At 41.7% G+C, this 11,281-nt stretch carries 12 protein-coding genes; 6 read left to right on the plus strand and 6 right to left on the minus strand.

The genetic code is table 11. The features are described 5' to 3' along the window. The 4 genes from AACW75_RS19770 to AACW75_RS19785 form a co-directional block, all read left to right on the plus strand. On the plus strand, nucleotides 1-144 hold a 144-nt coding region (locus tag AACW75_RS19770; protein WP_276574088.1), incomplete at its 5' end, for a helix-turn-helix domain-containing protein. 404 nt (nucleotides 145-548) lie between these two features. After that, on the plus strand, nucleotides 549-1,136 hold the full coding sequence (locus AACW75_RS19775) for a hypothetical protein (protein WP_237297927.1): 588 nt from the start codon (nucleotides 549-551) through the stop codon (nucleotides 1,134-1,136). A 384-nt stretch (nucleotides 1,137-1,520) separates the two neighbouring features. Further along, on the plus strand, nucleotides 1,521-1,973 hold the full coding sequence (locus AACW75_RS19780; RefSeq protein ID WP_017098630.1) for a helix-turn-helix domain-containing protein: 453 nt from the start codon (nucleotides 1,521-1,523) through the stop codon (nucleotides 1,971-1,973). Further along, a complete protein-coding gene (locus AACW75_RS19785) occupies nucleotides 1,973-2,542 on the plus strand; it encodes a PIN domain-containing protein (protein WP_017098631.1) in 570 nt (189 codons plus the stop codon). The genes AACW75_RS19780 and AACW75_RS19785 overlap by 1 nt, the downstream gene beginning before the upstream one ends. 386 nt (nucleotides 2,543-2,928) lie before the next feature. Here AACW75_RS19785 and ltrA (AACW75_RS19790) read toward each other — a convergent pair whose 3' ends face one another. From ltrA (AACW75_RS19790) to ltrA (AACW75_RS19800), 3 genes are all read right to left on the minus strand, one after another. Then, nucleotides 2,929-4,401: a group II intron reverse transcriptase/maturase gene (ltrA, locus tag AACW75_RS19790; protein WP_237297928.1), complete on the minus strand. Its 1,473-nt coding sequence runs from the start codon at nucleotides 4,399-4,401 to the stop codon at nucleotides 2,929-2,931. A gap of 234 nt (nucleotides 4,402-4,635) precedes the next feature. Beyond that, the gene (locus tag AACW75_RS19795; RefSeq protein WP_181259819.1) at nucleotides 4,636-4,779 is read right to left on the minus strand and encodes a hypothetical protein; all 144 of its coding nucleotides are present in this window, start codon (nucleotides 4,777-4,779) and stop codon (nucleotides 4,636-4,638) included. 85 nt (nucleotides 4,780-4,864) lie between these two features. Next, a complete protein-coding gene (gene ltrA, locus AACW75_RS19800) occupies nucleotides 4,865-6,337 on the minus strand; it encodes a group II intron reverse transcriptase/maturase (RefSeq protein ID WP_182796477.1) in 1,473 nt (490 codons plus the stop codon). Nucleotides 6,338-7,434: 1,097 nt separating this feature from the next. Between ltrA (AACW75_RS19800) and AACW75_RS19805 the strand changes: the two genes are divergently transcribed. Together AACW75_RS19805 and AACW75_RS19810 are read left to right on the plus strand one after the other, a co-directional pair. After that, complete coding sequence (locus AACW75_RS19805) at nucleotides 7,435-8,298, plus strand: AraC family transcriptional regulator (RefSeq protein WP_057623080.1); 864 nt, start codon at nucleotides 7,435-7,437, stop codon at nucleotides 8,296-8,298. A gap of 223 nt (nucleotides 8,299-8,521) precedes the next feature. After that, nucleotides 8,522-9,232, plus strand: a complete 711-nt coding sequence (locus AACW75_RS19810; protein ID WP_065607929.1) for an alpha/beta hydrolase family protein — start codon at nucleotides 8,522-8,524, stop codon at nucleotides 9,230-9,232. A 416-nt stretch (nucleotides 9,233-9,648) separates the two neighbouring features. Here the strand turns inward: AACW75_RS19810 and AACW75_RS19815 are convergent, their stop codons facing one another. From AACW75_RS19815 to AACW75_RS19825, 3 genes are read right to left on the minus strand one after another with little or no spacing between them, the layout of a single operon-like run. Then, a complete protein-coding gene (locus AACW75_RS19815) occupies nucleotides 9,649-10,020 on the minus strand; it encodes a nuclear transport factor 2 family protein (RefSeq protein WP_017097735.1) in 372 nt (123 codons plus the stop codon). Between the two features lie 46 nt (nucleotides 10,021-10,066). Continuing rightward, nucleotides 10,067-10,432, minus strand: coding sequence for a VOC family protein (locus tag AACW75_RS19820; protein ID WP_017097734.1), 366 nt, complete (start codon nucleotides 10,430-10,432; stop codon nucleotides 10,067-10,069). A gap of 27 nt (nucleotides 10,433-10,459) precedes the next feature. Beyond that, nucleotides 10,460-10,924, minus strand: a complete 465-nt coding sequence (locus AACW75_RS19825; protein ID WP_057623077.1) for a cupin domain-containing protein — start codon at nucleotides 10,922-10,924, stop codon at nucleotides 10,460-10,462. Between the last annotated feature and the right edge of the window lie 357 nt (nucleotides 10,925-11,281).

The raw sequence follows: 11,281 nt of genomic DNA on the forward strand, positions 1-11,281 counted from the left end.
GAAATATTGTTTACTGAGTTGATAACTCATACGCGCGGTAATCAGTCTAAGGCTGCTAGGGTTTTAGGGATTAACAGAGGTAATTTCACCAAAAAGTTAAATCAGATCACAACTCGTGAATTTGGATCGGATGAGAGCTTATAAGTATGTATCAGCCTATTGGTACACTGACGAGGGTGCAGAGATTAACCACCCCCATTACCTCTCAAGAAATCAATGGCTGTTGCTCTAATTCTTGCTTCAAGAATCACTGGCGGTAATATACTCCAATTGCAAAGTAACCATCATTGGGCTCTTTTAGAAGTCAACGAATATACCCGCTAGTGTCGCGATAAGTTTTATAACTGGCGCTTTTACTTCAATTTGAAAACAATTATCGGCATTTTTAGGTGATTTCGATCTATTTAGTACCATGAGCATAAACTCAACCTACGAAGGTTTTAGACAGGTCATGCCCAAACTTTGTGGATAACTGCTTTAATTTGTTATAAAAAATAATGTTAGGTTGGAATTTAACGAAGCAAGCAAAACGGAAGGCCAAATTAACCATGGAAAAGATAATTCACTACGATATTCAAAAGGTTAAAGTTAGAAGCGATAAAGAAAGCACTCGACTGACCAGCCAATGGGATCAGGTTCTACAAATCTGTCGTGACAAACCACTCGGAGAGATCGCGAGAGCAAGATTAGCGTTTAACCTTGTCGATTACATCACAAGTGAAGATCTACCTTTTCGCTTATTCATCACCCGCGCACCACAAGCTATGGCCACCATAGGCGAGGAAACACGAGTGTATAAAGAGCATCGAGTTATCAATGGTAAACAAAGCGGAATGATTTACGCTAAAAGCGAACAAATGTTACCAAGAGAAATCCACTATACGAATGAGTTTGTGGCAACTCGCTACGTTGCTGGGACAAAAACACCACTCTCTGCCACCTCCCTCGTTGATTGCCTCAAGGCTGGAGATGTCATAACATCACTCGATGGCCTCTTGTTTTTAGGCTGTAAACGAATAGCCAGTGATATAGCACGTCTTAAAAAAATCGAACCCACCATGAACATCGAAATGAAACGTATCGAAGTATCAGACAACTTCACAGGCACAACAAGAAAGATGGCAAGTTACGAATGAATAACGAGGCGTAAACGATTGCCGCATGCTTTAACATGACAGATATAACTGAAACTAATCTTCGGACAATTCCGAGTTATGAATCATAGAACACTCTGACCTTTCGAATTACTTCTAATATTATAATCATTCAGCTAGCCTACATCTGGCTGACCAATTCCTCTCATACACTACATATTGAAGTACTATGATTAAAGATAGTTAAGCATGCGTTGATAGACCTTGAACTAGGCCGCCTACGAGCACTAAGTCCAACGATAATGTGACACTCTCTTTCTTTCGAATATTTCGAATATTGACTTTTTTTCGAATATTTCGGATAATGTCATGGTGAGAAGATTTGTATACCATGACATCAGAAACTAAAAACTAGAGAGAAACACGATGAATACTGCTACAAAATTGCCAAGCGCTGAAGAAATGGCACTGGCTAAGCTTGGTAGCCAAGAGTTGTCAGCCGTTATAGAAATTAATGGTGAAGCTCAAAGGATTAACGTTGTCGATAAGTCTGGTAAGACTCACGAAGTAACTATTCCAGCAAGCGCATTAAATATGATGATCGAGATGCTTACTCAATTAGGTCAAGGCAACTCTGTTAGCATCACACCTATTCATGCGGAACTCACAACGCAAGAAGGTGCTGAGATGCTAAACATGTCTCGTCCTACTTTCATTAAGCTTCTTGATTCAGGTGATATTCCGTTTAGCCGTACTGGCAACCGTAGAAAGGTAGCTTATACTGATCTTATGGAGTACAAGAACTGCCTAGAAGAGAACAGACTAGCTGCTCTTGCTGAACTATCTGCATTAGACCAAGAAATGGATATGGGATATTAATGGCGTCATATACGGTAATTCTAGACGCATGTGTAATGTACCCAGCTCCACTCCGAAGCTACCTAATGTACTTGGCCAATACTGGCCTGTTTAGAGCGCGATGGACAGAACAGATACATGATGAATGGACTCGAAATCTACTGAAAAATAGGCCAGAGCTAAATGCAGAACAACTGCAAAGAACTCGACAGTTAATGAACGCAAATGTTCCAGACTGCTTGATTGAAGGGTATGAGTCTTTAATTGATGGCCTTACTTTACCCGATGTTGATGATAGACATGTTGTAGCTGCCGCCATTAAAGGTCAGGCTGAGTCTATCATTACGTTCAACCTAAAAGACTTTCCTTCTTGCGAACTCGAGCCTTTAGGTCTAACAGCAATACATCCAGACGAGTTCCTGTGCGATATGTTCGAATTGGACAGTAGCGCATGCGTTAAGGCTGCTCAGCAACAAAGAGCTTCATTAAAAAGGCCACCAATGAGCCAAGATGAGTTCTTAGCTTGCTTACAAAAGCAGAGACTCCCAAGCTTCATCTCACACTTAAAGAGCTTCAAATTGATGCTTTAACTTTGAATTAGTAGATTTTAAACTAGGCCGCTGATTGCGGCCTTTTTGTATACACTCATTCGCGTCTGAAATGTGTTTACTATTTAGCTGTACTCTCCCCGATATTTAAGAGAGCATCATTCGATGTTCTCTTATCTTTTTAACACTTTTGGCATATAAGAAAAAGTACGGTGATTTCAGTAGCGTGATCTGCTACTGAGTAATTACGTTAACGCAGAAAAGGGCACTTTCGAGTTAGAAAGTGCCATAGGTAAAAATTCAGCCTGTGAAGGTTTTGTCGAGTAGACGACACTTGTTACCAAGTGTCGCCCCTCTAAGAACCGTACGTGCAACTTTCACTGCATACGGCTCAAGCCTCCACTAAGGCATCATTGATACCCAGCAACTTATAAAGCAGTCGAAGCAGGTTCGTTCCAAGAGTTACGAGCTAGCCTTTTGGGTTTTCTCTTCGCCAAGTATTCTTGGTATTGAGGGTCAAAAGGGGTCGCAGCACTCCTAATTTTCACGTGTCTTTCGATAGGCACTTTCGCTATTTGGAACAGATTGAAGTGACAGTCCATGTTCATGATTTTCTGCCAACCGTGAAATTGCCACTGGCCTTTACGATTGAGGAAGTACTTATGAACAACCCAGTCTTTGGACTTGGTTGGATGACGTCTAACTGCCCAGTGCCATAGCGCTTGGAATAGTTTGTGGCCGACATACCCGAATATTTGTTTAGCAACACAGTGGCGATAGTAATTCGCCCATCCCCTGAGTTTCGGATTTATCAACTTGATAAGATCGTTAACAGGGATGGTTGCGTGCTTTTTAATGAGTTCTCGTAGATTTCTCAAGAATAACAACGTGTTGGATTTGCTCGGCTTGATGAGCAATTTCCCTTTGTACTTCCTGTGATTGAAGCCTAGAAAGTCAAAGCCATCATCAATATGAGTGATCTTCGTTTTCTCTTCGGAGAGGGCTAACCCTCTTTCTGCCAAAAAGCCAGCAATCAACGGTTTGATGTCGTTCACTAGCACTTCCTTTGAAGAGCAAGTAACCACGAAATCATCCGCGTAACCGATAAAGTTGGCTCTAGCCCCCTTTTTCAGGGCTGTAGATTTTATTTGTTGCTCTATTGCCGCGAGAGTCATTAGCATCAAGGTTGGAGAGATTATTCCACCTTGAGGTGTACCCTCATCGGTATCATAGAACAGACCCTTATCCACATAGCCAGACTTTAACCATTGTTCTAACATACGTTTATCTACCGTGATATTGTCCATAAGCCATTGATGCCCGATTTTGTCGAAGCAAGCCTTAATATCTCCCTCAAGAACCCATTTCGCTGATCGCTTTAGAGCCAAACATTTGAAACACTGACTGACGGCGTCAGCCGTGCTGCGATTTGTCCTAAACCCATAGCTATTGAGGTCGGCAAGCGTTTCGGACACTGGTTCTAATGCTAGAAGGTGGAGGGCTTGTTGCGCTCTATCAATCATGCATGGAATACCCAATGGCCTGAGCTTACCGTTCTTTTTGGGAATGTAGATACGTTTGAGTGGTTTTGCAGAGTAAGCCTTGCGGCTCAGTTGATTGACTGCTTTCATACGGCGTACATCTGTGTTCCAGGTGACACCGTCTATTCCAGACGTTTTACTGCCTTTATTCTGAGAGACTCGCTTAACCGCAAGAAGCTTGGCTGAGCGAGAATGAGTCAAGAGCCACTGTAAGGACTTCACCTTACTGTATTTCTTTTCTCTAGTTGCTTTTGCGATACGCATTTGAAGCTTCAATACGTGTGCTTCAACGGATTTCCAGTCGATGGACTGCCATTGAGCGCCGTCAGAAGATGCACTAATCTCTTTCGAGATCACCATTTGCTTTTCTCCTTGAATTAAGTTCTTCAAATTCTCTCGCAATGGGAGACCAGTCGGAAGTGGGCTCACTTTCGTGATCAGACATAGGTCTGTATCTGCATCATTACAATGTAGCTTTCGCTTTTTCCGACCTCCTATACCTGCATCACTATCGGCCACAAAGGCTTTCCCAAAGGGAATGATACAGGCTTACCCTGTTCCGTATGTTACGTAAAATGTCAGCTTAGATGCCCACTATAGTGCGGAGAGTACGGCGATCACGAAAAAGTACTGTCCAACCTCTTTCCAACTCTCGTTGCCTTTTGGCCACAGCGTATTAACCACTTCCGCTGCTTCAACGTATAACGCACCTGTCGGGTGGACGACACTTGTTACCAAGTGCCGTCTCCCTAAGAACCGTACGTGCAACTTTCACTGCATACGGCTCAAGCCTCCGCAAAGGCATCGTTTGATACCCAGCAACTTATAAAGCAGTTAAAACAGGATCGTTCCAAGAGTTGCGAGCTTTCCTTTTGAATTTTCTCTTCGCCAAGTATTCTTGGTGCTGAGGGTCAAATGGCGTTGCGGCACTTCGGATTTTCACATGTCTTTCTATTGATACTTTGGCTATTTGAAATAGATTGAACTGACAATCCATATTCATTATCTTCTGCCAACCGTGAAATTGCCATTGGCCTTTTCGGTTGATGAAGTACTTATGGGTGACCCAACTTTTTGATTTAGTTGGGTGACGCCTAATAGCCCAGAGCCATAATGCTTGGAATAGTTGGTGTCCAACGTATCCGAAAACTCGTTTAGCAACACAGTGGCGATAGTAATTCGCCCATCCCCGTATTTTGGGGTTTATCATTTTGATAAGGTTATTTACGGGGATCGTTGCGTGAGTTTTGATGAGTCTACGCAAGTTACTTAAGAATGACAGTACATTGGTTTTACTCGGTTTTATGAGTAGCTTTCCTTTGTATTTTCTGTGGTTAAACCCTAGAAAATCGAATCCATCATCAATATGAGTTGTGCGTGTTTTTTCATCGGAAAGTGTTAGACCTCTTTCTAGTAGAAATTCAGTAATCAATGGCTTTATGTCGTTCTCTAATACATCCTTTGATGTACAAGTGACAACAAAATCATCAGCGTATCCAATAAAGTTGGCTCTTGCTTTTTTCTTAAGAGCCAAGGACTTTATTTGTTGTTCAAGCCCTGCGAGAGTGATTAGCATTAATGTTGGAGAAATTATGCCACCTTGTGGCGTGCCTTCTTCCGTACGATAAAACAACCCTTTATCTACAAAACCAGACTTCAACCATTGTTCCAACATACGCTTGTCTACAGCGATGTTATCAAGAAGCCATTGGTGCCCGATTTTATCAAAACAGGATTTAATATCTCCTTCAAGAACCCATTTAGCTGCCTTCTTTTGAGCCAAGCATAAGAAAGACTGCGCTATTGCATCAGTAGTGCTTCGGTTTGGTCTGAAGCCGTAACTATTTGGGTCTGAAATTGTTTCCGAGATAGGCTCCAAAGCAAGGAGGTGGAGTGCTTGTTGCGCTCTATCTGCCATACAAGGAATACCAAGTGGTCGAAGCTTACCGTTCTTTTTAGGGATGTAGATACGCTTGAGTGGTTTAGCTTGATAAGCTTTTCGACTCAATTGATTCACTGCATTCATGCGACGTGCATCTGTATTCCAGAGCACGCCATCTATTCCAGGCGTTTTACTACCTTTGTTTTGAGATACTCGCTTAACAGCAAGAAGTTTTGCTGAACGAGAATGGGTTAGTATCCACTGTAAGGCTTTTGCTTTACCGTGATTACCTTCTCTAGTTGCCTTTGCGATACGCATTTGGAGCTTTAAGACATGCGCCTCCACAGCCTTCCAGTTAATGGATTGCCATTGTGCACTGTCAGAAGATGCACTAATCTCGTTCGAAATCATCATTTGCTTTTCTTCCTTAATAAAGTTCTTCAAACTCTCTCGCAACGGGAGACCAGTTGGAAGTGGGCTCACTTTCGTGATCAGGCATGTGCCTGTATCTGCATCATTACAATCCAGCTTTCGCTTTCTCCAACCTCCTTTACCTGCATCACTATCGGCCACATAGGCTTTCCCAGAGGGAGTGATACAGGCTTACCATGTTCCGTATGTCTCGTAATGTCAGGGTAGATGCCCACTATAATGCGGAGAGCATTTCGATCACGAAAGAATACACACAAACTTCTTTCCTACTCTCGTTGCTTATTTAGCTACAGCGTCTAAACCACTTCCGCTGCTTGTGAAATTACGCATCTGACGTGGATTCACTTCTGTTCATCATACTGACTCCCTAGCACTTACCCGATTTATGTGGTTATCAGGAGGAGCTTCCTCTCGCGATTCAGTTCCCGTCCATCAGATAGACTTTGTTACATTGTCAGGCTCGCTTCTTTATTCAGAGCCGTAGGATCATTTGGTGATACAAATGGTTCGCTCTTTTCGTGGCGAACAACGATTCATACGACTTCATGTCGCACTGAATGGATTCACATACGTTCATCATACTGACTACCTAGCACTTACCCGAATTGTGGTTTTCAGGAGGAACGTCCTCTCACGATTCTTTTCCCACTCAGCCCAACGGCCAAGTTTCGTTACATTGTCCGAGCCGCTGCTTTATTCAGGCTCGTAGGTTCATCTGGTGATACAGACGGTTCACTCATAAAGCGGTGAACAACGCTTCATACGACCTCAGGTCGCACGGACAAAACCTTGTTAGAGTAGCCACTTAAATTAGAAAACTACGGATAAGTTTTAGTACTGCAAAATGCTGTATTACACTCTTTGCTGAGGTGCTAACCGTCAACGAAAACAAACAGAAGTAAGCACTGAGTGCTACGCAGTTAAGATGACGTTATTGCTTGTTGATATGGCAATTAAGCATAAGTATTAGCCCTCCATAAACTGTCTACTACCCGTCATCTAGCAATTTCAATCAGGCATAATAAAATCTTCTTGGGTATTATCATTTCTAAGATTTTTAAGTTGGAGTATAAAAAGCAGTGAGCGTGATTAAACATCATGAACGACAAATAAAAAAAGTGTGCGATTTTATAGATGGTAACCTAGATGGCGAGTTCTCACTTGAGCAGCTAAGTTCTGTAGCTGCCAGTTCAAAGTACCACTTTCATCGTATCTTTAAAGCGTTTATGGGGATTAGCGCTATGCAATATGTGTTGTTGGCACGAATGAAACGCGCTTCTTTCAGGTTAGCATTCGAGTCAGAGTACAGTGTTACTGATATTGCCTTTGAAGCTCACTTCACAAGCCTAGAAGCCTTTAGCCGTGCTTTTTCTAGGATATTTGGACAATCACCTTCCCAATTTAGAAATCAGCCTGAGTGGCGTACTTGGCACTCAAAGTATGAATATCATCCACCGATAACAGGAGAAAGTGTAAAGGACGTTCAAGTCGTAGACTTCGAAAAAAGAGAAGTTGCATTAATTGAACATAAAGGTAGCCCAAGACTGGTATACGAGACAGTAGCCAAGTTCATAAATTGGCGAAAATCAACAGGTTTATCTCCAATAAATACCAGCGAAACATTTGGTATTCCTCACTCTGACCCAAACGATACGCCTGATGATGAGTTTCAGTTTGATATCTGTGGCTTGCACGGAGGAGAGGTTCTAGCAAACGCCTATGGAATAAAATCTGGAACAATACCAAGTGGCAGATGCGCCATGGCTGTCCATGAAGGAAGCCATGATAGTATTAGTAACACCGTGTATCACTTGTACCATAAATGGCTGCCAGATAGTGGCGAAGAATTAAGAGACTCCCCTTGTTTCTTCCGTTACTTAAACTTTGCTCATGAAGTTAATGAGTGTGGGTTGTTAACAGAGATCTACCTACCAATTAAATAGTAAATGCAATTATGGTAAATCAACCACCTACGCACAACGAGCGTTACGTAAAATCTACACTCAATTAAGGAAGAGTCATATTACCATCTAAATAGACTAAACCGTCTTTTAAGCCCTTAAATTCATGTTGACTGTCCCAAAATAGCTCAAAACGAAAGAACGGCTCATCGCCGAATATAAAGAGCTAAGTGTATCCACAATAGCAAAGCCTAGGAGAAATTTTATGCAAACCAAGATAATACAAGATGGCGGTGAACCATTTAAAGTTTTGGTACACGAGTCTGGTGAACAAAACAGTCCAGTTATACTGTTTTCTGTCGGCGCAGGTGGAATGCCTGAACGATATTCAACTCTTTTGGATACACTAAAAAAATCAGGGTGTACAATAATTGCTCCATGTTTTGAGATGCTTACAAATCATTTTCCTAATAAAATTGAATTATCTCTTAGAGCAAGACGACTGTCCCTCTCTCTAAAAGCATGTACACAACCTAATTCAAAAGTGATAGGAATAGGGCACTCGATTGGTGCTGCTACACTTATCGCTTTAGCTGGCGCAGAGATGCAAACGAGATCAAGAGAAATAGTTGATATTTTACCGGACAACAGACTCGTGTCTTTGGTAATTTTGGCTGCGCCAACTAAGTTTTTTTATGCTCCAGGTTCGCTTGACACAGTTAATATTCCCATTTTTGCGTGGGTTGGCTCAGAAGATGAGATTACACCGAGCGCCCAAACGGAATGGTTGGCTCAAACCATTCCTAATCCGCAAATGGTGGAAATGAGAGTTATTGAAGGTGGCGATCATTTCTCATTTATGGATCAAGTACCACCACATATCGCCGAGCCTCAGATCGATAAGAATAAATTTTTGCAGGAATATTCTGAAGAAATTAGTAAGTTTGCTTTAAGTCAAAAATATGTTTTGGATTAATCACCGTGAAAATACGGCTAACAACGTTTAAGACGGATTCGTAATTTCGACATAATATTTAAACCAAATTCTAAATTCAGTGTTCATTATTCCTATTATGACAAATGTGCGATTTTGCTATCCCAAACAACCCTCAGACCGCCTAAAACGCTCTAAGCGGATATTTGGAACGCTTTCAGTGCGATTTTCAGGGCAAAAATCAGCAAATTCATTTGAGCTAAGAACAACACTATGACGGCCACTTTTCGGACTTTGTGAGTTTTGGGTGTCAGATTAGTTATATGTGGTCAAAACCCACCCGACCGAGAACGTAGGCTTTTTGGCGAAACTAAAAATGGGGCAGAGGCGTGTTACAAACTTTAAGCTCCCCCGTAATGACAAACTTCAGTAGATAGTTAGATTTCGGATAATCACTACTAACTGAGTTTGAAAGGTTTACATTGCGTACCTTGATGATACCTGAGCTTCCAACAAGTGCCCGTAAATGTCCAAATTGAACAGCGTTTGGCATAGTCACTAACTTCTCCAGATTCACTTACAAGAGCAGACTCATACTTTAAAAGCTGTATAGAAGGCTCAAGTTGAATACATTCATACTTTTGAGAATGAACGCGGATATCTGAAGGCTCTTCCAAATCCATCATTTGAATAATGGATGTAAAGTCGTAGCTATCTCCTGACTTACCAACTTCAGTAAAACTAGGGTGTATTAAACGATCAAGGTCAGCTTTGTTCTGACGAGTTTGGTATTGATGGAGTTCTATTTCTTGTTCGATCAAAATGTCCATTTTACCTCCTAAACTGATATGGCATATAAGGCCTTTTATAATCCATTTAAACCACTTGCAACGTCGTCGCCCCACGCAAACCAATTAAGTTGCCAAACGGATCTTCGATTTGACACATAAAAAGCCCATTTTCAATTGCCATTGGGCCTCTATACAGTTTTGCACCAAGTTCTTCAAAATGATCCAGTGCTTTATCCAAGTTGTTTACCGACCAATATAAAACTGTCCCGCATTTACCCGAGCCTACTTTTTCGTCTGCTTGCACTATCTCAAGAGAAAAACCGTTTAAATTGAGCACGGTAAAGTCGAAACTAGGATGATAAACAGATTCAGCTGTAGGAAAGGCTTTTTGATACCACTCGATGCCTAATGCGACATTTTGAACATGAATAAGAATCGCTGTTGGAATCATAGTCTCCCTCCTACTACTTAACAGTCACTAGTATGGTGTGCCGTTCTTTCTAGAGGGAGTCCATTCACCAGAACTTTCAACAACCCATTTGAAATCATCATCTGGATAATGGGCTTCGTCTTTTGCAACTCGGCTCCCTATAACTATAAATTTACTTTGTTCGCTACTGCGGTTTATTAAATGATGACCATTTTCGACCCTAGCAGGGAAGCCAATACACATTCCTGCAAACAATGTCTGCTCACCGTCATCACTGACTAAACATAGCTCACCACCGAGTACATAAAGAAACTCATCTGACCTTGTGTGCCAATGGCGAAGAGCCGACTGCGCATTCGGTTCTAATACTTCCAGATTCACACCGAACTGAGTGAGCCCAAAAGAATCACCTAAACTTCTGCATTCAGATTGACCAAGGCGAGATTTAAATGGCTCTGGAAATGGGTTAAACGTATCACCTTTTATGCTTAACGCTTGTTTCGCTTTCGTCATTAATTGCCCCTATGCATAACGCTTTTCAGTCGGGATATAGTCATTTGCTTCTGGCCATCTTGCTCAACCTTTTTAAGCAACTCAAGCCATATATGGTGGTTATGTGATTTTTGTACGCACACTCGTTATGGGTTACGAAAAAAACACCTGCACTCTAGGGTTGTTAGTTAGCATATGTATTACAAAATTAACTCACCATTAATTAGTCAGTCATCGGTCGTGACACACTTTGGGGCAAAGATGACTCAGCAAAGACCTTGCTGAATCGAAGGTGGACAAAAGTGTTTCAGCCTGAACGGGTTAAAACGAATATGAGCTATATGAATAATGCCTCAAAAGATTGATCTCTTTTAATTG

This window comes from Vibrio sp. L3-7, assembly GCF_963898195.1.
Taxonomy (GTDB): Bacteria; Pseudomonadota; Gammaproteobacteria; order Enterobacterales; family Vibrionaceae; genus Vibrio; species Vibrio echinoideorum.

Bases quoted from the DNA above. Each gene is read 5' to 3' on its own strand.
- AACW75_RS19780 (WP_017098630.1), top strand. From the start codon at position 1,521: ATGAATACTGCTACAAAATTGCCAAGCGCTGAAGAAATGGCACTGGCT.
- AACW75_RS19785 (WP_017098631.1), top strand. From the start codon at position 1,973: ATGGCGTCATATACGGTAATTCTAGACGCATGTGTAATGTACCCAGCT.
- AACW75_RS19820 (WP_017097734.1), bottom strand. From the start codon at position 10,432: ATGATTCCAACAGCGATTCTTATTCATGTTCAAAATGTCGCATTAGGC.
- AACW75_RS19815 (WP_017097735.1), bottom strand. From the start codon at position 10,020: ATGGACATTTTGATCGAACAAGAAATAGAACTCCATCAATACCAAACT.
- AACW75_RS19825 (WP_057623077.1), bottom strand. From the start codon at position 10,924: ATGACGAAAGCGAAACAAGCGTTAAGCATAAAAGGTGATACGTTTAAC.
- AACW75_RS19775 (WP_237297927.1), top strand. From the start codon at position 549: ATGGAAAAGATAATTCACTACGATATTCAAAAGGTTAAAGTTAGAAGC.
- ltrA (WP_237297928.1), bottom strand. From the start codon at position 4,401: ATGGTGATCTCGAAAGAGATTAGTGCATCTTCTGACGGCGCTCAATGG.
- ltrA (WP_182796477.1), bottom strand. From the start codon at position 6,337: ATGATGATTTCGAACGAGATTAGTGCATCTTCTGACAGTGCACAATGG.
- AACW75_RS19810 (WP_065607929.1), top strand. From the start codon at position 8,522: ATGCAAACCAAGATAATACAAGATGGCGGTGAACCATTTAAAGTTTTG.